This window comes from Microbacterium sp. sgz311019, assembly GCF_056135325.1.
The window spans coordinates 50055-73916 of record NZ_JBWAXO010000008.1; the positions used below are offsets into that span (position 1 = coordinate 50055).

Annotated in this window: 29 protein-coding genes; 18 read left to right on the top strand and 11 right to left on the bottom strand. The window is 70.0% G+C overall.

What is annotated here, in order from left to right:
• The first annotated feature begins 83 nt into the window (after window positions 1-83).
• Together AC0NZN_RS13825 and AC0NZN_RS13830 are read left to right on the top strand one after the other, a co-directional pair.
• Window positions 84-3638, top strand: a complete 3555-nt coding sequence (locus AC0NZN_RS13825) for a TM0106 family RecB-like putative nuclease (protein WP_474592891.1) — start codon at window positions 84-86, stop codon at window positions 3636-3638.
• 64 nt (window positions 3639-3702) lie between these two features.
• Window positions 3703-3999 (top strand): DUF3467 domain-containing protein, encoded by a 297-nt coding sequence (locus AC0NZN_RS13830; protein ID WP_474592892.1) that lies wholly within the window; start codon window positions 3703-3705, stop codon window positions 3997-3999.
• A gap of 27 nt (window positions 4000-4026) precedes the next feature.
• Here the strand turns inward: AC0NZN_RS13830 and upp are convergent, their stop codons facing one another.
• Window positions 4027-4659, bottom strand: coding sequence for a uracil phosphoribosyltransferase (gene upp / locus AC0NZN_RS13835; RefSeq protein WP_474592893.1), 633 nt, complete (start codon window positions 4657-4659; stop codon window positions 4027-4029).
• A gap of 31 nt (window positions 4660-4690) precedes the next feature.
• On the opposite strand from upp, the gene AC0NZN_RS13840 reads away from it, so the two are divergent.
• Entirely contained in the window at window positions 4691-5143 is a 453-nt protein-coding gene (locus tag AC0NZN_RS13840) for a nucleoside deaminase (protein WP_474592894.1), read from the top strand.
• A 12-nt stretch (window positions 5144-5155) separates the two neighbouring features.
• Here AC0NZN_RS13840 and AC0NZN_RS13845 read toward each other — a convergent pair whose 3' ends face one another.
• Both AC0NZN_RS13845 and AC0NZN_RS13850 read right to left on the bottom strand, forming a co-directional pair.
• Window positions 5156-6067: an LLM class F420-dependent oxidoreductase gene (locus AC0NZN_RS13845; RefSeq protein ID WP_474592895.1), complete on the bottom strand. Its 912-nt coding sequence runs from the start codon at window positions 6065-6067 to the stop codon at window positions 5156-5158.
• A gap of 6 nt (window positions 6068-6073) precedes the next feature.
• Window positions 6074-7039, bottom strand: a complete 966-nt coding sequence (locus AC0NZN_RS13850) for a cation diffusion facilitator family transporter (RefSeq protein WP_474592896.1) — start codon at window positions 7037-7039, stop codon at window positions 6074-6076.
• 104 nt (window positions 7040-7143) lie between these two features.
• Between AC0NZN_RS13850 and proC the strand changes: the two genes are divergently transcribed.
• The gene (gene proC, locus AC0NZN_RS13855; RefSeq protein WP_474592897.1) at window positions 7144-7980 is read left to right on the top strand and encodes a pyrroline-5-carboxylate reductase; all 837 of its coding nucleotides are present in this window, start codon (window positions 7144-7146) and stop codon (window positions 7978-7980) included.
• A 37-nt stretch (window positions 7981-8017) separates the two neighbouring features.
• On the opposite strand, the gene AC0NZN_RS13860 is transcribed toward proC, so the two are convergent.
• Window positions 8018-8689 carry a potassium channel family protein gene (locus tag AC0NZN_RS13860; protein ID WP_474592898.1) on the bottom strand — a complete coding sequence of 224 codons (672 nt, stop codon included), beginning with the start codon at window positions 8687-8689 and terminating at the stop codon, window positions 8018-8020.
• Window positions 8682-10052: a TrkH family potassium uptake protein gene (locus AC0NZN_RS13865; protein WP_474593010.1), complete on the bottom strand. Its 1371-nt coding sequence runs from the start codon at window positions 10050-10052 to the stop codon at window positions 8682-8684. The genes AC0NZN_RS13860 and AC0NZN_RS13865 overlap by 8 nt, the downstream gene beginning before the upstream one ends.
• 114 nt (window positions 10053-10166) lie before the next feature.
• Here AC0NZN_RS13865 and AC0NZN_RS13870 point away from each other — a divergent pair, with 114 nt between their 5' ends.
• The gene (locus AC0NZN_RS13870) at window positions 10167-10580 is read left to right on the top strand and encodes an ArsR/SmtB family transcription factor (RefSeq protein ID WP_474592899.1); all 414 of its coding nucleotides are present in this window, start codon (window positions 10167-10169) and stop codon (window positions 10578-10580) included.
• A gap of 17 nt (window positions 10581-10597) precedes the next feature.
• On the opposite strand, the gene AC0NZN_RS13875 is transcribed toward AC0NZN_RS13870, so the two are convergent.
• Both AC0NZN_RS13875 and AC0NZN_RS13880 read right to left on the bottom strand, forming a co-directional pair.
• A complete protein-coding gene (locus tag AC0NZN_RS13875; RefSeq protein ID WP_474592900.1) occupies window positions 10598-11407 on the bottom strand; it encodes an ABC transporter permease in 810 nt (269 codons plus the stop codon).
• Window positions 11404-12303 (bottom strand): ATP-binding cassette domain-containing protein, encoded by a 900-nt coding sequence (locus AC0NZN_RS13880; protein WP_474592901.1) that lies wholly within the window; start codon window positions 12301-12303, stop codon window positions 11404-11406. The genes AC0NZN_RS13875 and AC0NZN_RS13880 overlap by 4 nt, the downstream gene beginning before the upstream one ends.
• 84 nt (window positions 12304-12387) lie before the next feature.
• Between AC0NZN_RS13880 and AC0NZN_RS13885 the strand changes: the two genes are divergently transcribed.
• The 6 genes from AC0NZN_RS13885 to AC0NZN_RS13910 all read left to right on the top strand — a co-directional run bounded on the left by AC0NZN_RS13885 (window position 12388) and on the right by AC0NZN_RS13910 (window position 14809).
• Complete coding sequence (locus tag AC0NZN_RS13885; RefSeq protein WP_474592902.1) at window positions 12388-13323, top strand: TetR/AcrR family transcriptional regulator; 936 nt, start codon at window positions 12388-12390, stop codon at window positions 13321-13323.
• A 93-nt stretch (window positions 13324-13416) separates the two neighbouring features.
• Window positions 13417-13608, top strand: a complete 192-nt coding sequence (locus AC0NZN_RS13890; protein ID WP_474592903.1) for a helix-turn-helix domain-containing protein — start codon at window positions 13417-13419, stop codon at window positions 13606-13608.
• Between the two features lie 105 nt (window positions 13609-13713).
• The gene (locus tag AC0NZN_RS13895; protein WP_003792170.1) at window positions 13714-13812 is read left to right on the top strand and encodes a 30S ribosomal protein bS22; all 99 of its coding nucleotides are present in this window, start codon (window positions 13714-13716) and stop codon (window positions 13810-13812) included.
• A 79-nt stretch (window positions 13813-13891) separates the two neighbouring features.
• Window positions 13892-14185: a rhodanese-like domain-containing protein gene (locus AC0NZN_RS13900; protein WP_474592904.1), complete on the top strand. Its 294-nt coding sequence runs from the start codon at window positions 13892-13894 to the stop codon at window positions 14183-14185.
• Between the two features lie 52 nt (window positions 14186-14237).
• On the top strand, window positions 14238-14516 hold the full coding sequence (locus AC0NZN_RS13905; RefSeq protein WP_474592905.1) for a glutaredoxin family protein: 279 nt from the start codon (window positions 14238-14240) through the stop codon (window positions 14514-14516).
• Window positions 14513-14809, top strand: a complete 297-nt coding sequence (locus AC0NZN_RS13910; RefSeq protein ID WP_474592906.1) for a Dabb family protein — start codon at window positions 14513-14515, stop codon at window positions 14807-14809. The genes AC0NZN_RS13905 and AC0NZN_RS13910 overlap by 4 nt, the downstream gene beginning before the upstream one ends.
• Window positions 14810-14867: 58 nt before the next feature.
• Here the strand turns inward: AC0NZN_RS13910 and aspS are convergent, their stop codons facing one another.
• From aspS to AC0NZN_RS13925, 3 genes are all read right to left on the bottom strand, one after another.
• On the bottom strand, window positions 14868-16208 hold the full coding sequence (aspS, locus tag AC0NZN_RS13915) for an aspartate--tRNA(Asn) ligase (protein ID WP_474592907.1): 1341 nt from the start codon (window positions 16206-16208) through the stop codon (window positions 14868-14870).
• Window positions 16209-16272: 64 nt separating this feature from the next.
• Window positions 16273-16752 (bottom strand): SRPBCC family protein, encoded by a 480-nt coding sequence (locus AC0NZN_RS13920; RefSeq protein WP_474592908.1) that lies wholly within the window; start codon window positions 16750-16752, stop codon window positions 16273-16275.
• Entirely contained in the window at window positions 16749-17120 is a 372-nt protein-coding gene (locus tag AC0NZN_RS13925) for an ArsR/SmtB family transcription factor (RefSeq protein ID WP_474592909.1), read from the bottom strand. The genes AC0NZN_RS13920 and AC0NZN_RS13925 overlap by 4 nt, the downstream gene beginning before the upstream one ends.
• Before the next feature lie 68 nt (window positions 17121-17188).
• On the opposite strand from AC0NZN_RS13925, the gene AC0NZN_RS13930 reads away from it, so the two are divergent.
• From AC0NZN_RS13930 to AC0NZN_RS13940, 3 genes are read left to right on the top strand one after another with little or no spacing between them, the layout of a single operon-like run.
• Complete coding sequence (locus tag AC0NZN_RS13930; protein ID WP_474592910.1) at window positions 17189-18118, top strand: Rossmann-fold NAD(P)-binding domain-containing protein; 930 nt, start codon at window positions 17189-17191, stop codon at window positions 18116-18118.
• A 57-nt stretch (window positions 18119-18175) separates the two neighbouring features.
• On the top strand, window positions 18176-18577 hold the full coding sequence (locus tag AC0NZN_RS13935) for a PPOX class F420-dependent oxidoreductase (protein ID WP_474592911.1): 402 nt from the start codon (window positions 18176-18178) through the stop codon (window positions 18575-18577).
• A 9-nt stretch (window positions 18578-18586) separates the two neighbouring features.
• Window positions 18587-19345 carry an SDR family oxidoreductase gene (locus AC0NZN_RS13940; RefSeq protein WP_474592912.1) on the top strand — a complete coding sequence of 253 codons (759 nt, stop codon included), beginning with the start codon at window positions 18587-18589 and terminating at the stop codon, window positions 19343-19345.
• Between the two features lie 12 nt (window positions 19346-19357).
• On the opposite strand, the gene AC0NZN_RS13945 is transcribed toward AC0NZN_RS13940, so the two are convergent.
• A complete protein-coding gene (locus tag AC0NZN_RS13945; protein ID WP_474592913.1) occupies window positions 19358-19915 on the bottom strand; it encodes a hypothetical protein in 558 nt (185 codons plus the stop codon).
• 212 nt (window positions 19916-20127) lie between these two features.
• Between AC0NZN_RS13945 and AC0NZN_RS13950 the strand changes: the two genes are divergently transcribed.
• Genes AC0NZN_RS13950 through resB form a run of 4 tightly spaced genes read left to right on the top strand, consistent with a single transcriptional unit; the run spans window position 20128 to window position 23858 of the window.
• Entirely contained in the window at window positions 20128-20757 is a 630-nt protein-coding gene (locus tag AC0NZN_RS13950; RefSeq protein WP_474592914.1) for a histidine phosphatase family protein, read from the top strand.
• Entirely contained in the window at window positions 20754-21371 is a 618-nt protein-coding gene (locus AC0NZN_RS13955; RefSeq protein WP_474592915.1) for a TlpA family protein disulfide reductase, read from the top strand. Before AC0NZN_RS13950 ends, AC0NZN_RS13955 begins: the two co-directional genes overlap by 4 nt.
• Complete coding sequence (locus tag AC0NZN_RS13960) at window positions 21368-22132, top strand: cytochrome c biogenesis CcdA family protein (protein ID WP_474592916.1); 765 nt, start codon at window positions 21368-21370, stop codon at window positions 22130-22132. The genes AC0NZN_RS13955 and AC0NZN_RS13960 overlap by 4 nt, the downstream gene beginning before the upstream one ends.
• The gene (resB, locus tag AC0NZN_RS13965; protein ID WP_474592917.1) at window positions 22113-23858 is read left to right on the top strand and encodes a cytochrome c biogenesis protein ResB; all 1746 of its coding nucleotides are present in this window, start codon (window positions 22113-22115) and stop codon (window positions 23856-23858) included. Before AC0NZN_RS13960 ends, resB begins: the two co-directional genes overlap by 20 nt.
• Window positions 23859-23862 lie beyond the last annotated feature (4 nt).

Sequence of the window (23862 nt, forward strand, 5' to 3'; positions counted from 1 at the left end):
CGTCCAGTCTGGCATTCCCGCCCGACACCTCGTCGGCGGCGCCGCGCGGCGACCGTGTCCGCCACCCCGGATACTGTCGAAGAGTGAGATTCATCGAGGCCGACCGCAGGATCGTGTGGAGCGCGAGCGACCTCAAGGCCGCCGCCGAATGCGAGTTCGCGTGGCTGCGCGCGATCGACGCGAAGCTCGGTCGCGTGGCCCCGGTGGAGGACCCGGAGGATGCGACGCTCGCCCGTGCGGGCCGCCTCGGCGACGCCCACGAGCGCAGGGTGCTCGCGCGGTACGAGGCGGAGCTCGGCGACCGCGTCATCGCGATCCCGCAGACGCGGTCGTCGGATGCCGAGGCGCTCGACCTCGCGGTCGCCCTGACGGATGCGGCCCTCGCCTCGGATGCCACGGTGGTCTATCAGGCTGCGTTCGCGACGCCCGAGTTCGTCGGCTTCGCCGACTTCCTGGTGAGGGATGCCGACGACCCGGTGCGCTGGGTCGTCCAGGACTCGAAGCTCGCCCGCCACGCCCGTGTGACGGCGCTCATGCAGCTCGCCGCCTACGTCGACCAGCTCGACCGCCTCGGCGTCCCGCGCGCGGACCGGGTCGAGCTGCTGCTCGGCGACGGCACCACGAGCGTGCACCAGGTCGACGACCTGCTTCCGACCTTCCGCCTGCGGCGCTCCCGCCTGCGCGCTCTCATCGCCGACCGGCGCGTCGACCTCGGCGTCGACTACGAGCCGATCGCCTGGGGCGACGAGCGGGGCGAGCTCGGCGTCGCGGCGTGCGGCCGCTGCGCGACGTGCGAGGCCGAGGTCGAGGCATCCCGCGATCTGCTGCTCGTCGCCGGCATGCGCCCGGTGCAGCGCGCGCGCCTGCGCGACGTCGGGATCATGACGATCGACGCTCTCGCCGAGGCGGCCGCCGGTCCGGAGCGCATGAACCCCGACACCTTCGCGATGCTCCGGACGCAGGCCCGGCTGCAGCTGCAGTCCGAGGCGACGGATGCGATCGCCCCGACGTACGAGGTGGTGCTCCCGCAGGCGCTCGGTGCGCTGCCGCGTCCCGACCACGGCGACATCTTCTTCGACTTCGAGGGCGAGCCGCTCTACACCGAGAGCGATCCCGGGGTGTGGGGCATCGACTACCTCTTCGGCTGGGTCGACATGCGGGAGCAGTACTCCGCGCTGTGGGCGCACACGTTCGCCGACGAGAAGGCCGCGCTCGAGACCTTCGTCGAGATCGTGAATCTGCGGCGGCAGCAGCATCCCGCGATGCACATCTATCACTACGCTCCGTACGAGACCGCCCACCTCGTGGCGATGGCCGCCCGGCATGGCGTCTGCGAGCGTGACATCGACCGGCTGCTGCGCGAGGGCGTGTTCGTCGACCTCTACCCGGTGGTGCGGCGGGCGCTGCGTGTCGGATCGCGCTCGTACTCGATCAAGAAGCTCGAGCCGCTCTACATGTGCGACGAGGTGCGCACGAGCGACGTCCAGAAGGGCGACGTGTCGATCGAGCGGTACGTCGAAGCGCGCGCCCTGAGCGAGAACGGGCAGGATGCGGCGGCCCAGGTCATCCTCGACGACCTGGCCGACTACAACCGCTACGACTGCGTCTCGACCCGCCGGCTGCGCGACTGGCTGGTCGATCGCGCCCGCGAGGCCGGTCTTCGGCCGGCGGGAGACGTCGACGCGGCGGAGCGGGTCTACGAGCCCTCGCCGCACGCCGGCTTCCTCGAGACGATGGCCGCCTCCGCGCAGGAGGGCGACGCCGAGGCGCTCAGGCTCGCAGCCGCCGCGATCGACTACTACCCGCGCGAGGCGAAGGCGTTCTGGGCGAGCCACTTCCAGCGCCTGCGCGAACCGCTGTCGGTGTGGGAAGAGACGCGCGATACACTCGCCGTCGATGCGGCCCGCAGTCGCGTGATGACCGACTGGCACATTCCCGATGAGGGCCGATCGCGCGCGCTGCGGCGGATCGTCGAACTGCGGGGCGAGCTCGCTCCCGGCACGCAGCTGCGCGAGGGCGCGACCCCCTTCGCCGTGTACGAGCTTCCAGCACCGTTCTTCGTGGATGCGTCGCCCCGCTGGATCCATGCGGCGCACGGCGTCACCGTCGTGGAGGAGCTCGAGGACGGCGCGATCGTCGAGGAGTACGCCGTCGACGGCGAGACGTGGAACGGCCTCCCCGTCGCCCTCGCTCCGGCGGCCCCTCCCCAGGCCCGCAACCAGCAGAAGGCGATCGACGCCTGGGCGGACACGCTCATCCAGTCCGCGCCCGCACTGCCCTTCGACCCGGCGACCGACATCCTCCTCCGCAGGCCCCCGCGAACCCGAAGCGGCGTCTTCCTGGCCACGGCCTACGACGGCGGCACGGCCGGAGTCGACTCGATCGTCGAGGCCGTCGCCGACTTGGACCACAGTTACCTGCCCGTCCAGGGGCCGCCCGGCACGGGCAAGACGTACGTCGGCTCGCACGTGATCGCGCGGCTCGTGGCCGAGCGGCAGTACCGCATCGGCGTCGTCGCGCAGTCGCACGCGGTGGTCGAGAACCTCCTCGACCGTGTGGTCGCGGCGGGTCTCGACGCGGGGCTCGTCGGCAAGGCCCCGAAGTCGGCGCCCGCCGAGGGCGACGCACCGCTGTCGTTCACGCCGCTGCAGAAGAACGGCATCGCCGCGTTCGCCGAGGAGCGGGCCGCGACCGGATTCGTCGTCGGCGGCACCGCATGGGACTTCGCGCACGAGGGGCGCATCCCGCGCGGCAGTCTCGACCTGCTCGTCATCGACGAGGCCGGGCAGTTCTCGCTGGCCTCGACGATCGCCGTCTCGCTCGCCGCACAGCGGCTGCTGCTGCTCGGCGACCCGCAGCAGCTGCCGCAGGTCAGCCAGGGCACGCATCCCGCACCCGTCGACACGTCCGCGCTCGGCTGGGTGATGGACGGTGCCGATGTCGTCACGCCCGATGAGGGCTTCTTCCTTCCGCAGTCGCGCCGGATGCACCCCGCGGTCGCGGAGGCCGTCTCGCTCCTGTCGTACGACGGCGAGCTGGAGGCGCATCCGTGCACGGCGCTGCGCACCCTCGAGGGGATCGAGCCCGGCGTCATCCCGGTGCCCGTGCGCCACCACGGCAACTCCACGGCGTCGCCGGAGGAGGCGGCCGTCGTCGTCGAGCTCGTCCGCTCCGTCGTCGGGCGCGCCTGGACGGAGGTCTCGGACGACGGTGCGGTGCCGCCGCGGCCGCTGGCCGCGAGCGATGTCATCGTCGTCACGCCGTACAACGCCCAGCAGGTGCTCGTCGAGCAGGCACTCGCCTCCGCCGGGTTCGCCGACGTCCCGGTGGGCACGGTCGACAGGTTCCAGGGCCAGGAGGCGGCGGTCGCGATCGTGTCGCTCGCCGCATCGAGCGGGCGGGATGCGCCGCGCGGCCTCGAGTTCCTGCTCCTTCGCAACCGCATCAACGTCGCGATCTCGCGAGCGAAGCACACCGCGTACGTCGTGTATGCGCCGGGGATCCTCGACGACCTGCCGCGGACCCCGGACGGCGTCGCGCGACTGAGCGGGTTCGCGCGCCTTGTCGAGAAGGACCTCGTCGAGACGGATGCGGAGCCCCCGGCGCCGCACCGCCTCGGGGTCACCCTTCCCGCGTAGACTCGCGGGACCGACGGTCCGACCTGTCGTCGGCTGAGGTGCAGTGCAGCCCCGAGGAGCGGCCATGCCAGACGAGCTTCCCCCGCAGTTCGAGATCGACCTCCCGCCCGAGGTGGTGGCCGGGAACTACGCCGACTTCGCGAACGTGTGGCACACACCGGCGGTCTTCGTCATGGACTTCGTCACGCTCGCCCAGCCGCCGCGGGAGGACACGAGCGACGGCGAACGCGTCGCGGTCGTGCCGGCGCGGGTCGTGAGCCGCATCCGCATCCCTCCGGAGCAGGTGTTCGAGCTGGCGAAGGCCCTCACTCAGCAGCTCGAGTTCTGGGAGCAGGAGACGGGCCGCCGCGCCACGCCCTGACCTGCGTCAGAGACGGCGCCGAGGGGCTCAGACCGTCCCGTAGAGGCGGTCGCCTGCGTCGCCGAGTCCGGGCACGATGTAGCCCTTCTCGTTGAGGTGCTCGTCGCGTGCGCCGAGGACGAGCGTCACATCGCGGTCGCCCACCTGGCGCTCGATGGCGGCGATGCCCTCCGGAGCGCCGAGGATGCAGATGGCCGTGACATCCTGCGCGCCTCGCTTGAAGAGGAAGTCGATGGCCGCGCCGAGCGACCCGCCGGTCGCCAGCATCGGGTCGAGCACGAAGCACTGGCGGTCGCTGAGGTCGTCGGGCAGGCGCTCCGCGTACGTCGACGGCTCGAGCGTCTCTTCGTTGCGCACCATCCCGAGGAAGCCGACTTCGGCGGTGGGGAGCAGCTTGACCATGCCCTCGAGCATCCCGAGTCCCGCCCGCAGGATCGGCACGACGAGCGGCCGCGGCTCGCTGATGCGCACGCCGGTCGTCGACGTCACGGGCGTCTGGATCTCCACCGGCGTGACGCGGACGTTGCGCGTCGCCTCGTAGGCGAGAAGGGTCACGATCTCCTCGGTGAGCTGGCGGAACACCGGCGACGGGGTGCGCTGGTCGCGCAGCACCGTGAGCTTGTGGGTGATGAGAGGGTGGTCGGCGATGTGGACGCGCATACGCACAGGGTATCGGCGCTACGGTCGGAGCATGGTGACCGATTCCGCAGCGATGGAGCGTGCCCTGGTCCTGGCCCGGGATGCGGGCGCCGCCGGTGATGTGCCGGTCGGCGCTGTGGTGCTGGATGCCCACGGCGCCGTCATCGGCGAGGGCCGCAACCTGCGCGAAGTCACGGGTGATCCGACCGCCCACGCCGAGGTCGTCGCGCTGCGCGAGGCCGCGGCATCCCTCGGCACCTGGAACCTCGAGGGCTGCACGCTCGTCGTGACGCTCGAACCCTGCGTCATGTGCGCGGGGGCGCTGCTGCAGGCCCGGGTCTCGCGGCTCGTGTTCGGCGCGTGGGACGAGAAGGCCGGCGCTGCCGGTTCGGTGTACGACGTCGTGCGCGATCGGCGACTGCCCTCCCGTGCGGAGGTGGTCGGCGGGGTCGGCGAAGAAGCGGCGACCCGGCTGCTGCAGGAGTTCTTCACCGACCGCCGCTGACGACCGCGAGGCTCAGCCGGCGAGCGCCTCGCCGAGATAGGCGACCTGCTCGAGATCGCGCGCATCCATGAGCTGGAAGTACACGCGGGCGGCGCCGAGGGCCTCGAGGCGCGACACCTTCTCGCGGATCACGTCGGCGTCGCCGGCGATGTTGACGCCGTCGCGGAAGGAGTCGAGCGGCCGCCCGAGCGCACCCGCCCGGCGCGTCAGGGTGGCCTCGTCCGGCGCCGCGAGTGTCGGCAGCGCGACCGAGAGCTTCAGCGTCTGCGGATCGCGCCCGATCGCCTCGCAGGCCGCGCGCACCCGGTCGAACGCCTCGGCGATGACCTCCTCGGACCGGAACCCGATGTTGTACTCCGTCGCGTAGCGGGCCGCCAGCGCGGGCGTGCGCTGCGGGCCGTTGCCGCCGACGATGACCGGCACGCGCTCCTGCACCGGCTTCGGCAGCGCGGGTGAGTCCTCGAGCGTGTAGTGCGCGCCCTCGAACGAGAACGGCCCCTCGGAGGCCCACAGTCCGGTCACGATGGCGAGCTGCTCCTCGAGCATGTCGAACCGCTTCGGTGGGAACGGGATGCCGTACGCCCGATGCTCCTGCTCGAACCAGCCGGTGCCGAGCCCCAGCTCCGCGCGGCCGCCCGACATCGCGTCGACCTGGGCGACCTGGATCGCGAGGATTCCGGGAAACCGGTAGGTCACCGACGAGACGAGGGTGCCCAGGCGGATGCGCGACGTCTCGCGCGCGAGCCCGGCGAGTGTCGTCCACGCGTCGGTGGGGCCGGGATGCGGGTCTCCCGCGCCCATGCGCATGTAGTGGTCGGAGCGGAAGAAGCCGTGGAAGCCGGCATCCTCACCCGCCCGCGCGAAGGCGAGCTGCTCGTCGTACGTGAATCCCTGCTGCGGCTCCGTGAAGAGGCAGTGCTCCATCAGCTCTCAGTTCTCCGACTTCACGACGAAGGCGTCGGTGGACGGGTTCGGGTCGAGGCCCGGGCGGTAGACGTCCGGTTCGAGGTAGATGACACGGGCGGCGGGGACGGCTTCGCGGATGCGGGCCTCCACGGCGTCGATGTCGGCGGCGACGACGCTCAGGTTGCGGTCCGCGGCGAAGCCCAGCTTCGCGGCGACCATCAGCTCGTCCGGTCCGAGGTAGAGCGTCTTCATGTGGATGAGCTTCTCGATCTCGTGGCCGACGAGGATGGCGTCCTCGATGCGGGCGCGGTCGTGCTCGTCGGCGCCCTCGCCGACCAGCAGGCTCTTGGTCTCGATGCCGAGCACGATGGCGACGAGCACCAGCAGGGAGCCGATGAACAGCGTGCCGATCGCGTCGAACAGCGAGTTGCCCGTGACCACGGTGAGCCCGACGCCGAGGAAGGCGAAGACGAGGCCGATGAGCGCCGCGACATCCTCGAGCAGCACGACGGGCAGCTCGGGCGCCTTCGCGTGACGGATGAACGCGAACCACGACTCGCCCTCGGCGCGATGGTGGTTCGACTCGGTGACGGCGGTGCGCAGCGAGAACGACTCGAGGATGATCGCGACGACGAGGACTGCGATCGGGATCCACCAGTTCTCCAGCTCGTGCGGGTGGATGATCTTGTCGACGCCCTCGTAGATCGAGAACAGTCCACCGACCGAGAACAGGATGATCGACACGAGGAACGCGTAGATGTAGCGCTCGCGGCCGTAGCCGAACGGGTGATCGCGGTCGGCCGCACGGCGCGACCTGCGCCCGCCGAACATGAGCAGCACCTGGTTGCCGCTGTCCGCGAGCGAGTGGATCGCCTCTGCCATCATCGCCGCGGACCCCGAGAGCAGCCACGCGATGATCTTCGCCAGCGCGATGCCGAGATTCGCCAGGAACGCCGCGAGGATCGCCTTGCCGCCGCCGGAAGCACTCATGCAACGAGTCTAGGGAAGCCGCGGCATCCCACCGTCGCCTCCCAGGCGGCTGCCGGGTTCGCCGCCCGCCGACCGGGAGGAGCCTCGGCCATAAGATGGCGGGCATGCCCGCAGACACGCTCCCTCCCGTCGCGATCCTCGGTGCAGGCTCGATGGGCGGCGCGATCCTCCAGGGGATCGTCGCCTCCGGCCTCGGCGGCGGTGTCACCGTGACCAACCGCACGACGGCGAAGGCTGAGGCCCTCTCCGGTCTGGAGGGCGTCACGAGCGTGGCGCTCGAGGCGGACCCGCAGGCGAACGGCGATGCCGCGGCCTCCGCCGACGTCGTCCTCATCGGCGTGAAGCCGGTGATGGTCCCCGACCTCCTGCGCGAGATCGCGCCGCGTCTGCGCCCGGGCACGATCGTCGTCAGCATCGCCGCCGGTGTCACGATCGCGACCTTCGAGGGGATCCTCGGCGACGGCATCCCGGTGCTGCGCTCGATGCCGAACACCCCGGCCCTCGTCGGCCGCGCGGTGACCGGACTCGCGGCGGGGTCGACGGCATCCGCCGACGACGTGGCCGTCGTCACCAGGCTGTTCGAGACCGTGGGGACGGTCGTCGAGGTGCCGGAGTCGCAGATCGACGCCCTGTCGACGATCTCGGGCTCGGGCCCGGCGTACGTGTACCTGCTCATGGAGGAGCTCACGAAGGCCGCGGTGGGCAAGGGCTTCGCCGAGGCGGAGGCCCGCACCATGGTGGAGCAGACCTTCATCGGCGCCGCCTACCTGCTCGAGGCGACGGGGGAGGACCCGGCGGAGCTCCGCCGCCGCGTCACGAGCCCCAAGGGCACGACGGAGCGCGCCGTCGCGGTGCTCCAGGAGGCGGAGCTCGAGGTCCTGTTCACGGAGGCGACGGATGCGGCGCTCGCCCGTGCGCAGGAGCTCGCGGCCGGAGGCTGACGTTCGACCCGCGTCGTCGGAGGCGTGACGTCGGCAGTCAGCGATCGAGATCGGCGAATCGCTCGATGTCGCTGTTGGTGCCCGACACGATGATGAGGTCGTGGTTCGTCACGATCGTGTTCGCCTCCGCGTAGCGGAAGGGCCTGCCCGGGCTCTTCACGCCGACGATCGTCACGTTGTACTTCGAGCGCACGCCGGACTCGCCGAGGCCGACCCCGCGGAGGAACTTCGGCGGGTACATCTTGGCGAGGGCGAAGTCGTCATCGAAGCGGATGAAGTCCAGCATCCGCCCGCTGACGAGGTGCGCGACGCGCTCGCCGGCCTCGCGCTCCGGGTAGATGACGTGGTTCGCGCCGATGCGCGCGAGGATCTTGCCGTGCGACTGGCTGACCGCCTTCGCCCAGATCTGCGGCACTCCCAGGTCGACGAGGTTCGCGGTGATGAGGATGGATGCCTCGATCATCGAGCCGACCGCGACGACGGCGACCTCGAAGTCCTGCGCCCCGATCTGCGTGAGCGCCTCGATGTTGCGGGCGTCGGCCTGCACGGCATGGGTGACGCGCTCCGACCACTTCTGGACGAGATCGATGCTGTCGTCGATGGCGAGCACCTCGCGATCGAGGCGGTCGAGCTCGCCCGCGCAGGCGGCGCCGAAGCGCCCGAGTCCGATCACGAGGACGGGCGCATCGCTGCGCAGACGCTCAACCAACGATGGGCCTCTCCACGGGCAGCGAGTAGAGCTGCGGTCGGCTGGAGGCGGCCACGGCCGCCGCGATAGTCACTGTACCAACGCGCCCCATGAACATCGTGGCGGCCAGGACGTACACGGCGAGATCGGGCATGTTCGCCGTGAGCCCCGTCGACAGGCCCACGGTGCCGAATCCGGAGATGACGTCGAAGATGACGTCCTGCACAGGCGCCTGGGTGATCTGGGCGATCGTGATCGTCGAGATCGCCACGATCGTGGAGCCCCACGCGACGACCGACAGACCGACGCGCTGGACGTCGCTCGGGATGCGGCGACCGAACGCCTGCACCGAGGGCCGGCCCTTGGCCTCCGACCATACCGCGAGCGCGAGCACCGCGAGGGTGGTCACCTTGATGCCGCCGGCCGTGGAGGCCGAACCCCCGCCGACGAACATGAGCATCGATCCGACAACGAGCGACGAGCCGTGCAGCTGGCCGATGTCGATGGTCGAGAAGCCGCCCGAGCGGGTCATGGCCGACAGGAAGAACGCCTGGAACGCGGCCTCGATCGGGTTCATCGGCCCGAAGGTCGCGGGGTTGTCGTATTCCAGGCCGAGGAAGACGAGCCCACCGGCGACGAACAGCAGCGTGGTCGTGATGAGCGTCAGCTTGGCGTGCAGCGACCACAGCCGGGTGCGCCAGCGGCGCCGGTAGAGGGTGAGGATGACGGGGAAGCCGAGTTGTCCGAGGAACACGCCGATCATCAGCACGGAGAGCAGGAAGTACTGGTCGATGTACGGCGCGAGGCCTGCGCTGTTCGGCGTGAAGCCGGTGTTGGTGAACGCCATCGCGGCGTAGTACGGCGCCTGCCAGAGGGAGTCGACCGGATCCACGCCGGCGACCAGCAGCGCGGGATAGAGGAGCACCGTCAGGGCGGCCTCGATGACGAGCGTCGACATCGCGACGGTGACCAGCAGCTGGCCGACCTCGCCGAGGCGCACGGTCTGGCCCTCGTTGACCGGACCGCCGTGCGCGCGCAGCGGGTTGGTGTCGCCCGCCGCGATGAGCTTGGCGCGCAGTCCCAGGCGCTTCGAGATGACGAGACCCAGGATCGAGGCGAGGGTCAGGACGCCCATGGCGCCGACGTTCACGCCGATGTAGGTGACGACATGCCCGAACGGTGACCAGTATGTGTACATGTCGACCGTCGACAGGCCGGTGACGCAGATCGTGGACACCGCCGTGAACAGCGCATCCGCGAAGGGCGTGACCTTGTGATCCGCCGTCGAGATCGGCAGCGAGAACAGCACCGTGAACACGCTGATCAGCAGCGCGAAGACGATGACCGCGAAGCGCGAGGGCGACGACGTCGCGAGATCCCGGATGCCGGCGCCCGCCGTGACGACCCAGCGCCGGGGCCGCCCACCTCCGGCCCCTCCGCTGTCCGGTCGCGTCACGCCGTCATGGTACTCGGATGGGTGCCCGGCTAGTCTGAGCACATGGCCGACATCTTCGACGTGATCGCCGACGGTACGCGGCGCGACATCCTGCGCTACCTCCTCGAACGCGCGAACGCAGGCGACGACGGCACGAGCGTGTCGCACATCGTGCTCGAGCTCGGGGTGAGCCAGCCGACGGTCTCGAAGCATCTCAAGGTCCTGCGCGAGGCCGAGCTGGTGTCGGTCCGGGAGGAGGGCCAGCACCGCCTTTACAGCCTGGTGCCGGGCCCCCTCGACGAGGTGGACGACTGGCTGATGCCGTTCATGATCGACGAAGCGGAGGTCGTGGCCGCGGCACTCGACTCCACGTTGCCTGAGCCTGCCGCCCACGCCGCGGAGGTCGTCGGCCGGGCCGCCGCGTCGGCGAAGCACGCTGTGACGTCCGCCTTCCGCAAGCTGCCCGGCCGACCGTAGTCGGCCGCGCACGCCGCTCAGCGCCTGCGGCGCGGGCCGAACAGCCACGCGCCCCACATCGCCGAGACGGCGATGATCAACACGGTCCAGCCGATCGCCCACAGCGGCTCGCTCCCCATGCGCGTCCCCATGAGTAGGCCCCGCAGCGTCTCGATGATCGGCGTGATCGGCTGGTTCCGCGCGACCCACTGCAGCCACGAGGGCATCGTGTCGACGGGCACGAATGCACTCGAGAGGTACGGCAGGAAGAGCAGGATGAACCCGTAGCCGCTCGCCGCCTCCGGGCTGCCGGCAGCGAGGCCGATCGCCGCGAAGAGGTAGGTGATCGCGAGGATGTAGAGCACGATCAGGCCGGCTGCAGCCGCCCACTCCCACAGGTCGGCAGTCGGACGGAAGCCGACGAGCAGCGCGACGCCGATGACGACCGCCGTGGCCACCAGGTTCCGGGCGAGGCTCGCGACGACGTGCCCGGTCAGCACTGCGCCGGCGCGCAGCGGCATCGTACGGAAGCGGTCGATGATGCCGGTCTTCATGTCCTGTGCGACGTACGTCGCGGTCGTGGCCGCGCCGAAGCCGGCGCACAGCAGGATGATGCCGGGCACGACATAGTCGACGTAGCCGCCGTCGGACTCGAGCGCGCCGCCGAACACATACGTGAACAGCAGCATGAGCATCACCGGGAGCATGATCGACATGCTCAGCGACTCGGCGTCGCGCATGCACTGCGTGAGGCTGCGCCGGGCGAACACCAGCTCGGCGGCGATGCCCCGCAGGCGAGGGCGCGGCAGGGGGCGGCTGAGAGATGCGGGGAGGACTGCCGTGCTCATGAGATCTCCTGCGGGATGCGGGCGGCCTTCTGGGCCTGCGTGTCGGTGAGGGCCAGGAAGACATCGTCGAGCGTCGGGCGTCGCAGCGCCACGGAGGCGCCTGCATCCTGCGCATCGATCAGGGCGAGGACGCGGCGGAGGTCGGCGACCGTGCCGTCGGTGGGGAACTCCTCGACGGGCTTGCCGTCGGGGCCGAGCAGCACGAGGGTGTCGGAGCCGAACCGCGCCTTGAGCTGAGCGGGCGTTCCGGTCTCGACGATGCGTCCGCCGTCGAGGATCGCCACGCGGTCGGCGAGGAGGTCGGCCTCCTCGAGGTACTGGGTCGTGAGGAACACTGTCGTGCCGAGGTCGGCGAGGCCGCGAATCACGCCCCACAGCTCCAGCCGGCTGCGCGGGTCGACGCCCGTCGTCGGTTCGTCGAGGAAGAGCACCTCGGGCACGACGACGAAGCTGAGCGCCAGGTCGAGGCGGCGGCGCATTCCGCCCGAGAAGGTCTTCACGCGCCGGGATGCCGCATCCGTCAAGGAGAACCGCTCGAGCAGCTCCGCGGCGCGCCGCCTCGACTCGCGCGGCGAGAGGCCCGAGAGCCGACCGAGCATCACGAGGTTCTCGGTCGCAGTCAGCATGTCGTCGACCGCGGTGCTCTGACCCGTGAGGGCGATCCGGCGCTGGACCTCGACGGCGTCCGTCGCGACGTCGAAGCCCGCGACCCTCGCCGACCCCGAGGTCGGCGCCGACAGAGTCGTGAGCACGGAGATCGTGGTGGTCTTGCCGGCCCCGTTCGGGCCGAGGAGGGCGAACACCTCGCCGGGGTCGACCGTGAGGTCGAGGCCGGAGAGCACAGTGTTCGCTCCGTATGAGACGTGCAGGTCTTGCACGTCGATGGCGGGGATCATCTCGGCATCCTTTCTGTATATGACCGAAACTGTTTATGACGGTAACATACTGTTTATGACGTACACAACCATAGGATGACGAGCATGACCGAACCGGATGCGGACGACCTGCCACGCGGGATCGCCCTGGCGTGGGGGGTCGCGGCGAGCCCCCAGCGCGGACCGAAGCGCGAGATGAGCGTGGAGCGCATCGTCGACGCGGCCGTCGGACTCGCCGACGCCGATGGTCTCGCGGCCGTCTCGATGGCCGCCGTCGCCTCGCGCCTCGGCTACACGCCGATGTCGCTCTACCGCTACATCAGCGCCAAGGACGATCTGATCCTCCTGATGCAGGAGTCCGCCATCGGCGCCCCGCCGCCGATCGAGGGGGAGGGGTGGCGAGAGCGCGTCGTCGCCTTCCACGATGCGCTGATGCGCTCCTACCTCGCACACGCATGGGTCATCGAGATCCCGATCACCGGCGTCACCGCAACCCCGAATTCGGCCGCGTGGATGGATGCCGGCCTCCAGGTCTTCGACGGCACGCCGCTCGACGACGACGCTCGCCTGTCGCTCACCCTGCTGCTCACGGGGTACGCGCACTGGAATGCGACCGTGATCGCGGGGATGTCTCGCCGGGCTGCGGCATCCGGTCGCGATCTCGAGGAGGTCAGCCATGCCGAGGACGACCTGCTCGCCCGGCTCGTCACCGCCGACGAGTACCCCTCGCTGCACCGGGCGGTCGCCGCCGGCGTGCTGTCATCGGGGACGGACCCCTTCTGGTTCGGGCTCGGCGTCATCGTGGACGGCATCGCCGCCCACCTCGAGTCGCTCGCGGCGGGCACCTTCGTGCCGCCGCAGCCGCCTCCGCCTCCGGAGGCCCCCGAGGTGCTGGCCGACAAGAAGTACCGCGAATCGCAGAAGAAGGTGCGTGAGGCCGAGAAACTGCTGCGTGCGGCGCACCGCGAGGAGCGTGCCAGCCTGCGTGAGGCGCGGGAACGGGCACGGCAGCGCGAGGTCAAGGGGCGCGGGCGCGCGTAGTCACGGGAATCACAGAAGTCACATGGGTTTACACCTGTCCCTCGCGACCCCTACAGTATGGAGATACATCTCCTGGGGATACGCGGAGGACCAATGGCCGAGCTGCCGGATGTGCGCTTTCTGACGGTCGCCGAAGTCGCAGAGCTCATGCGCGTGTCGAAGATGACGGTTTACCGCCTGATCCATGCGGGCGAGCTGCCCGCCGTCCGCTTCGGGCGCAGCTACCGAGTGCCTGAAGGGGCCGTCACGGACGCCCTGCAACGGCCCATCGCGGATGTCGGCTGAGGTGGCGTCCGGCGTCGGCTAGACTGTTCCGAGGCATTTTTTTCCTTTGCCCGATCCCGGACGCGTCCGATGTCGCGTCCAGACCCCGACATTGTGAGGTTTTCCGTGGGTTCTGTCATCAAGAAGCGCCGCAAGCGCATGGCGAAGAAGAAGCACCGCAAGCTGCTTCGCAAGACTCGCCACCAGCGCCGCAACAAGAAGTAAGCTGCGGCTCCGACACAAGCGCCTGTCCCTCCGGACGGGCGCTTCGTGTCTGTGCACTCGCATCGTCACGGAGGAACCCATGAAGTCGATCACCGTCCAGCAGCGTCACGACCGCGCCGGCATCCCGCTCATCGACGTGCGCGAGGAGCACGAGTTCCGCGCCGGGCACGTCCCCGGGGCCGTGAACCTCCCGATGTCGACGCTCGGCGACCAGCTGCACCTGCTGCCCGAGGGCGAGTTCGACGTGATCTGCGAGATCGGCGGCCGATCGGCGCGCGTCGCCCAGGCGCTCGAAGCCCGCGGCCACGAGGCCGTGAACGTCGACGGCGGCACGCGGGCCTGGATCGAGGCGGGCTACGCCGTCGAGCACTGACCGTCCCTCCGGTACGGCCGCTCGGGTTCTCAGCCGCTCGTAGGATGGACCGGTGACGACCCTCACCCTGATCGGAAAGCCCGACTGCCACCTCTGCGACGTGGCGCACGAGATCGTCGAGCAGGTCGTCGCGGAGCTTCCCGAGGACGCCGACATCGAGGTCGTGGAGACGTCGATCCTCGACGACCCCGCCCTCTACGACCTGTGGTGGGAGAAGATCCCGGTCGTCCTGATCGATGACCACCTGCACGCGCATTGGCGACTGGATGCTGCGCGCCTGCGCGCCGCGTTGGAGGAGGCCCCGAGCCTCGCACAGAAGGAGACACGATGACCCTCAGGCACGTCGTCGCGTGGAAGCTCGCGGCATCCGATCAGGAGACGCGGGACACGCACGCGCGCGAGATCTCCGAGCGTCTGCGCGCCCTCGTCGGAGTCGTCCCGTCGATCGGCTCGCTGACGGTGGGCCCGAATGTGGTCGAGGGGGGCTGGGACGTCGCCTTGGTCGCCGACTTCGCGGATGCCGACGCCCTCGACGCCTACCAGACGCATCCGGTGCATCAGGAGGTCGTCGCGTACGTCCGCAGCGTCGTGAGCGATCGGGTCGCCGTCGACTTCGAGCTCTGACGTCGGCGAAAGCGAACGGCCCCCCGAGGCGGGGGGCCGTTCTGCGTTTCGTGGCTGCTCAGGGGGCGAGGCGGGTCGGACCGCGGAACAGGAAGGTGACCTCGCGGATCGACGACTCGCCGAGCATCAGCATCAGCAGACGCGCCAGGCCCATGCCGAAGCCGCCGTGCGGGGGAGCGCCGAAGCGGAAGAAGTCGACGTAGTGCTCGATGCCCGCCGGGTCGAGGCCCTTCTCGACGGCCTGCTCCTCGAGCACCTCGACACGGTGCTCGCGCTGCGCGCCCGTCGTGATCTCGACGCCCTTGAACAGCAGGTCGTAGCTCTTCGTGAGACCGGTCTCGGGGTCGCGCATGTGGTAGTACGGCCGGATCTCGGGGTGGTAGTCGGTCACGAAGACGAACTGGTGGCCGTAGGTCTCCTCGACGTGGGCGGAGACCTGGCGCTCGCCCTCCGGGTCGAGGTCGCCGTCGGTGCGCGGGATCTCGTAGCCGCGCTGCCGGACGATCTCGCGCGCCTCGGCGAGCGGGATGCGCGGGAAGGGGATCGAGGGCACGACGACCTCGATGCCGAAGAGCTCCTCGATCTCGGCGCCGTGCTTCTCCTTGACGGCCGTGAACGCGACCTGCAGAAGCTCCTCCTGCATCTTCGCGACGTCGTCGTGCGAGTCGATCCAGCTGATCTCGGCGTCGATCGAGGTGAACTCGGTCGCGTGGCGGCTCGTGAACGAAGGGTCCGCGCGGAACGCGTCGGCGATCTCGAAGATCTTGCCGAAGCCGGCGGCCTGCGCCATCTGCTTGAAGTGCTGAGGGCTCTGCGCCAGGTAGGCGGTCTGGTCGCCGAAGTACTCGAGCTGGAAGAGCTCGGCACGCGATTCCGACGGGGTCGACATGAGCTTGGGTGTGTGGATCTCGATGTAGTCGCGCTCGACCCAGTACGCGCGCATCGCGTGCTCGAGCGTCGTCTGCACCCGGAAGATGAGCTGGTTGCGACGCTGGCGCAGGTCGACGACGCGGTAGTCCATCCGCTTGTCGAGGCTGCTGTCCGCCGCGATCGGCAGCTCGGCGGGAGCGGCGCCGGCGACGGCGAGGTCGTCGATCTTGATCTCGACGCCGCCGAGCTTGACGCGCTCGTCGTGCTTGAGCGTGCCGGTCGCCGTCAGGAACGTGCCCGTGGTGAGGTTCGAGATGAGGTCCGTGAGGGCGAGGGCCGCCGCATCCTGTTCCGAGCCGTCCTCGGCGGGACGAGTCGCAGGGTTCACGAGCTGCACGGCGCCCGTCTCATCGCGCAGGATGACGAACTGCACCTTCTTCTGGTCGCGGACGGTCTCGACCCATCCGGACACCGAGACGGCACCGTCTTCCCGGGCCTGCAGCTGCTTGACGAGGACGCGTTCAGTCACGAGCGAACAGTCTACGGGGATGCCGCAGGCCGCCTGTCGGCATCCCCGTCCAGCGGCGTGCGCCTCAGGCGGCGAGGCCGCTGCCGGTCTCGAGGACGGACTTCAGGCCGCTGAGCACCATCATCCACCCCACACCGGCGACGTTGCCCGCCGTGATCGGCGACTCTTCGAGCTGGTCGTGGGTGGCGGTGAGCAGGCAGAAGCCGCCGTCCTGCGGCTCGATCTCCCACGTGATGCGGCTCGCCGGCTCGACCGCCGCCTCCTCGTCGTAGAGCGAGCGCCAGCCGACGACGAGGCGTCGCGGCGGATCCGACTCGAAGACCGTCTCGTCGCCCCACAGCGTCTCGCCATCCGGCGCGCGGTAGCGGAACGGTGTTCCCACCTCGGCCGTCGTCTCGACGCGCGAGCCGTAGAAGTACTGCGCAGTGAACTCGGGTTTGGTGATGGCATCCCAGATCGCCTGCGGCGTCGCCTTGATGAAGATCCGGTACACCTGGATCGTCTCCCGCGGGTCGGGGTGGATGCTCATCGCGTCATTGCTCATTCGGATTCCTCCAGCCGTGATCTGAGGTCGGCGAGCGCGGATGCGGGCCCGACCGTGTACTTGTCGATCCAGCGGTCGTGGATGATGCGGATCGGCACGGGATTGAGGTAGTGCAGCTTCTCCCTTCCGGAGCGGCGGATGACGACGAGGCCGGCGGCCTCGAGGATGCCGAGGTGCTTCGCGACGCCGAAGCGGGTGAGCGGCAGGTCGGACTCGAGCTCGGTCTGCGTGCGTCCGCCCTTCTCGAACAGTCGGTCCAGCAGGTGGCGGCGCGTCGGGTCGGCCAGGGCTTTGAACACCGCGTCGTCGTCGTGCGCTCGGGGTGGCCCGGCGCCGGCGTCGCGAGCGTCCGTCGCGTCGTCATCCATCACAGTCAAGATAGGTGACTGTTTGGTCACGTGTCAAGGGCATTGGCGGAATGCACGAGACTCGAGGGATGCGTGCGGTCATCCTCGGCGGGACAGGTGCGATCGGCGGGGCGACGGCGCTCCGCCTGGCGCGAGTCGGCTGGTCGGTCGATGTCACCGGGCGCTCGGCTCATCTCATGCCGCCCGAGCTGCGGGCAGTCGGCGTACGGTTCCACTCCGTCGAACGCGGCGACGCGCCCGCGATCTCGGATCTCCTCGGGAGCGGGACCGACCTCCTGGTCGATCTCCTCGCGTACCGAGCAGCCGATGCGCGCGCGCTGCTGCCGATGCTCGCATCCGTCGGATGCCCGGTCGTCATCTCGTCGCGCGCCGTCTACATCGACGCCGAGGGGCGCGACATCAACGGCGACGAGCCGCCTCGGTTCCCTGTGCCCATGCGCGAGGCGAATCCGACCGTCGCGCCCGCAGGCGACGAGGTGGACCCGTACACGCGGGAGGGTTATGCGCCCTCGAAGGTCGCGGTGGAGCGCACCGTGCTCGACAGCGGCCTGCCCGTGACGGTCATCCGGCCCTCGAAGGTGCACGGGCGCTGGGCGCGGAATGCGCGCACGCGCGTGTTCGTGGAGCGGATGCTGCGTGGCGACGAAGTCATCCCGCTCGTGCGGCGCGGCGCATCCATCGACCATCTGAGCGCCGCGGCGAACACGGCGGCCCTCATCGAGGCGGTCGCCGCGTCGCCGGGAGCAAGGTTGCTGAACAGTGCCGATCCGGATGCGCCGTCCGCCCGCGAGATCGTGCACTCCATCGGAGCCGAACTCGGATGGAAGGGCAGGCTCGAGCTGCTCGACGGCGACGACGAACGCGGCGCGAACCCGTGGGCGGCGCGGCATCCCATCGTGCTCGATACCAGCGCGTCGCTGGCGCTCGGATATCGGCCGATCGGGACGGGGGTCGATCTCGTCCAGGACGAGGCGCGCTGGGTCGCCTCCACGATGTGACCGCGGGACGGATCCGACGCAGCGCGCGGCATCCGTCCCGTGCACCAGACTGGGAGCATGACGTCAGCCGACGAGACCATCCCCGCCGACTACCGGCACCTCCTCGAGAACCCGAACTACGGCCACCTCGGCACGATCCGCCCGGACGACACCGTCCAGGTGAACCCGATGTGGTTCGAGTTCGACGGCGAGAACGTACGATTCACGCACACCACGTACCGGCAGAAGTTCCGGAACCTGCAGCACAACGACTCCTTCGCGCTGTCGATCATCGACCCCGGGAACCCGTTCCACTACCTGGAGGTCGCGGGCCGCATCGTCGAGGTCGTCCCCGACCCCGACGGCGCCTTCTACGTGCGCCTGCAGAACCGGTACGGCAACGACAGCACGAACCCGCCGCGCGACAAGGCCGACAGGGTGATCCTCGTCGGCTCGATCGAGCGCGCCACCAAGCAGTAGGCGCCACCGATGCCCGCGAATCGCAGAACGGCCGTCCTGACCGGCGCCGGCCGCGCCAACAGCATCGCGAACGCGATCGCCCTCGCGCTCGCCGACGCCGGGTGGGATGTCGCGTTCACGACGTGGACCGCGTACGAGGCCCGCGTGCCGCTCGGCGCGGATCCGGAGGAGGGTGCGAACGCCCTCGCCGCCCAGCTCGAACAGCGGGGTGCGCGGTCGCTGCGTCTGGAGGCAGACCTCGCAGATCCGGCGACGCCGGAGCGCGTGCTGGCCGATGCGTCGGCGGCCCTCGGTCCGATCTCCGGATTGGTGCTGTCGCACTCGGAGAGCGTGGACTCGTCCATCGCCGACACGACGGTCGAGAGCTTCGATCGGCACTTCGCGGTCAACGTCCGTGCGGCGTGGCTGCTGATCCGCGCGTTCGCGGCGCAGGCTCCGTCATCCGGCGGTCGCATCGTGGCGCTCACGAGCGATCACGTCGCGCACAACCTGCCCTACGGCTCGAGCAAGGGCGCCCTCGACCGCATCGTGCAGGCGGCCGCGGTCGAGCTCGGACCGCAGCGGATCACCGCCAACCTCGTCAATCCGGGTCCGGTGGACACGGGATGGATGGATGCGTCGATCCGCGAGACGATCGTGGCGCGCCAGCCGTCGGGCCGGCTCGGCCTGCCGGACGACACGGCGCGGCTCGTGCGCTTCCTGATGTCCGACGAGGCGGAGTGGGTCACGGGCCAGTTGATCCACAGCGACGGCGGCTTCAGCTCGTAGCGACGCCGCGCCTCAGCGCGAGGACGGAGTGAGCGTCGCGACGATGCGCTCGGCCTGGCTCCAGAACTGGCTGTAGTACCCGGCATCCGCATTGATCTGCACGGCGTGGGCGAGCGTCGTCGGATCCATTGTCTGCCAGCCCGGGACCTTCGTCAGCTTCGTGAAGAAGGTGCGCGCCGCGACATACGGGTCCATGCGCTGTGCGAGCGTGCCCCACGCGCCGTTGTCGCGCTGCTGGAACACGCCACGGCTGTCGGGGCCCGCCGCGTCGCCGTAGTCGAGGTTCCGCAGCTTCGACTCGCCGATCGCGGTCATGACGCCGATGGTCTGGGTGCGCTGGCCGATGCCCATGTCGCGGGCCGCGGTCATGATCTTGGCCGCGTTGACGAGCTCGGGCTGGCAGTAGCCCTCCACCGGCCCGCGGGGCACCTCGATCTGACCGACCGTCGTCGGCGGCACGTCCGGGCAGGGATTGGCCGACGCGGAGGCCTGCACGATGCCGGCGGCGACGCCGCCGAGGAAGAGGATGCCGACGACCGCGGTCAGCCATCCCACGATTCTGCGCACCACGATCACCTCTCCTCCTGGACGGCTCTGCCCGAGCCGGACGGCGCCCTCGGGAGGCGCCACTCTGCGCCCATTATGCGCGCGATGCACGCCGGCGCATCCCCTCGGCACGCGGCTGGTCAGCCAACGCCCAGGGGATCCCCTCCGTATCCGGAGCGGGCCCGCTCGGGTGACGCTCAGCCTGCCCACAGAACCCTCCCACGTAGACTGGGGGGGTGCCCGCCGATCGCCTCCATCTCGTGCGCCATGGGGAGGTCCACAACCCCGACCGCGTGCTCTACGGGCGACTCCCGGAGTTCCGGCTGAGCGCCGACGGGCGGCGGATGGCGCGGCAGAGCGCCGACTATGTGAAGCGCCTCGAGCGACCGGTCGGAGCCCTCGTGTGCTCGCCGCTGCAGCGCACCCGCGAGTCGGCCGAGCCCTTCGTCGAGCTGTTCGGCATCGAGCCCGTCATCGACGAGCGGGTGATCGAGCCCACCAACGTCTTCGAGGGCAAGCGCATGAAGCGCGCCGTCGCGAATCCGCTCAACTGGCGTCACCTCGTGCGGCCGTCCGTGCCGAGCTGGGGTGAGCCGTACGCACAGGTGGTCGCCCGGATGCGTGCGGCGATGGCGGATGCGTGGACCCGCACCCGTCACGGCGACGTGGTCGTCGTCTCCCACCAGCTGCCGATCTGGGTCACCCACCTGGCCGTCGCCGGCGAGCCGCTCAAGCACAATCCCGCGAAGAGGCGGTGCGCGCTGTCGAGCGTGACGAGTTTCGAAGGCGGTCCCGACCAGTGGGTCGAGGTCGCCTACGCAGAGCCCGCGGTCACCGCGGGTGCGGTGGATGTGGGGGCGGTATGAGGCTGTTCAGGACACGCCGGGCGACGGTCGCGGCATCCGCCCTGCTCGCCGTCGTGCTGGCCGGCGGTCTTGCCGCGTGCACGTCCGACAATCCGCTCGCCGCGCAGTACAAGAGCGGCGACAACAAGGGGTATGTCGCCGGCGACTTCCAGACGAAGGAGATCGCTCCGGCCGAGCGCGGTGCGCCCGTCGTCTTCACCGGCACCACCGACGAGGGCAAGAAGGTCTCGAGCACCGACTACAGCGGCGGCGTGCTGGTCGTGAACTTCTGGTACGCCGCGTGCGGCCCGTGCCGTGCGGAGGCGCCGCGTCTCGACAAGGCGCTCGCGGACCTCAGCGGCAAGAGCGTCTCGTTCCTCGGCGTCAACACGCGAGACCAGGCCGCGACGTCCGCATCGTTCGCGAAGACCTACAAGGTCGCTTACCCGAGCATCATCGCGGTGGATGACGGCCAGGTGAAGTTCGACTTCTCCAAGGCGACGCCGCTCAGCGCGACGCCGACCACGATCGTGCTCGACAAGAAGGGGCGCGTGGCCGCCCGCATCATCGGCGAGCTGCCGGATGCGTCGATCCTGACGTCGATCGTGAGCACGGTCCTCACGGAGAATTCGTGAACCTCGGCGGCCTCATCGCCGATGGGGCCCTGTGGCTCGCCCTGCCGATCGCGCTCGCAGCCGGGCTGCTCTCGTTCCTCTCGCCGTGCGTGCTGCCGCTCGTTCCGGGGTATCTCGGCTACATCGGAGGCGCGGTCCAGCCTCGGGCCACGGATGACGCGGCCGCCGACTCCGGCATGCCCGGGCGTCGTCGTCTCCTCCTCGGCGTCCTACTTTTCATCGCCGGATTCACGGTCGTGTTCGTGTCGATGACGATCCTGGGCGGTACGGTCGGCCAGTTCCTCCAGCTCTACTCCGACCTCATCACGCGCATCCTCGGCGTCGTCGTGATCGCCCTCGGCCTGGTCTTCATCGGCGTGTTCGGGTTCGCGCAGCGGACCGTCCACCCGCAGGTGCGCGGCGAGATCGGCCTCATCGGCGCGCCGCTGCTCGGGCTGGCGCTCGGCGTCGGCTGGACCCCGTGCATCGGCCCGACCCTGGGCGCCATCATGGCCCTCTCCTGGAATGCCGCCGACCCGATGCGGGGGGCGCTCCTCGGCCTCGCATACTCGCTGGGACTCGGCATCCCGTTCGTCCTCATCGCCCTCGGATTCGGGTGGGCGACCCGCTCCCTGACCTTCCTGCGCCGTCACATCCGCGCGGTCAACCTCATCGGGGGCGCGCTTCTCGTCGCCCTCGGCATCCTGATGGTGACCGGCGTCTGGAGCGCGTTCATGTCCCAACTGCAAGGGGTGATCGGCAGTGTCCCGCTCCCGCTCTGACGAGCCCTCGACCGGCACCAGCTCGGACCCCCTGCGGCCGTCCGACGCCGTCGACGGCATCGAGATCGACGAATCGGTGACGTCGCCGAAGCTCGGCTTCGTCGGATGGATGCGGTGGGGCTGGCGTCAGCTCACGAGCATGCGCACGGCGCTCGTGCTGCTGCTGCTGCTCGCCATCGCCGCGGTGCCCGGCTCGATCGTCCCGCAGCGCAGCGCCGACCCGAACGGCGTCGTGCAGTGGAAGCAGGACAACCCCGTCCTGTTCCCGATCCTCGATCACATGCAGCTGTTCGACGTCTACACGTCGGCGTGGTTCTCGGCGATCTACATGCTGCTGTTCGTCTCGCTCATCGGCTGCGTCATCCCGCGCACGCGACACCACTGGCAGGCCCTCCGCGCCCGGCCGCCGCGCACGCCGGCGCGCCTCTCGCGACTGGCCGACCACCGTGAGGAGGTCGTCGAGCTCGCAGCGGGAACCGATGCGGCGATCGCCGCCGAGCACGCGATCGACGTCGCCCAGCAGCAGCTGCGTCGCGCCGGCTACCGGGTCGAGCGGTATGACGGCAGGGGCGCCTTCTCGGTCTCGGCGGAGCGCGGCTACCTCCGCGAGACCGGCAACCTCGTGTTCCACGCATCCCTCGTCGGGGTCCTGCTGGCGGTCGGCATCGGCGGCGGGCTGACCTACACCGGCCAGCGCGTGGTGGTCGAGGGGCAGACGTTCGTCGACGCGCTCACGGACTACGACTCGTTCAACCCCGGGCGCTTCGTGAACTCGGACGCGCTCGTGCCGTACACGCTGTCGCTCAAGAAGTTCGACGTCACCTACCAGCCGTACGGGAAGCCCGGATCCGGGCAGGCCGGCGACTTCGTCGCCCACGTCACGACCCAGATGGAGGGGGCTCAGCCCACGAGCGACGAGGTGCGGGTCAACCACCCGCTCACGTTCGCGGGCGACCGGATCTACCTGCTCGGCAACGGCTACGCGCCGACGGTCACCGTGCGCAACGCCCAGGGGGACATCGTCTTCCACGACTCGATCCCCTTCCTGCCGCAGGACGCGAACTTGACCTCGCTCGGCGTCATCAAGATCCCGGACGGCCTGCCGGAGCAGCTCGGTCTGGTCGGGTTCTTCTACCCGACGAGCGTCAAGATGAGCACCGGCGCGTTCACGTCCGCGTATCCGGCGCTCGTGAACCCCGTGCTGACCCTCAATGTGTACGGCGGCGATCTCGGCATCAACAACGGCACTCCGCGCTCGGTCTACGCGCTCGACCAGACCGGCATGACGCAGCTGACCGGTGGGAAGACCGGCGTCGACTCCATCGAGCTCGAGCCCGGCAAGACCGCGTCGCTGCCGAAGGGGATGGGCACCATCACGTTCGACGACATGTCGCCGGCGGGTTCCACCGACGGCAGCCAGTCGGTCAAGCGCTTCGTGTCGCTGTCGATCCACCACGACGCCGCGGGGCCCTGGGTGCTGCTGTTCGCCGCGTTCGCGGTCGCGGGTCTCGTGGTCGCGCTGTTCGTGCCGCGGCGGCGCATGTGGGTCGCGGCGAAGGCCGACGGATCCGCGGTGCGCCTCGAGTACGCGGGCCTAGCGCGCGGCGAGGATCCGACCCTCGCCGCAGCCGTCGACACGCTGGCCGAGAAGCATGCGGAGGCGCTCCGCACGGAGGGAACGGCGACGCCGGCCGGGGCCTCGGGAGCCCCGGAAAACCGGGCGTAGACTG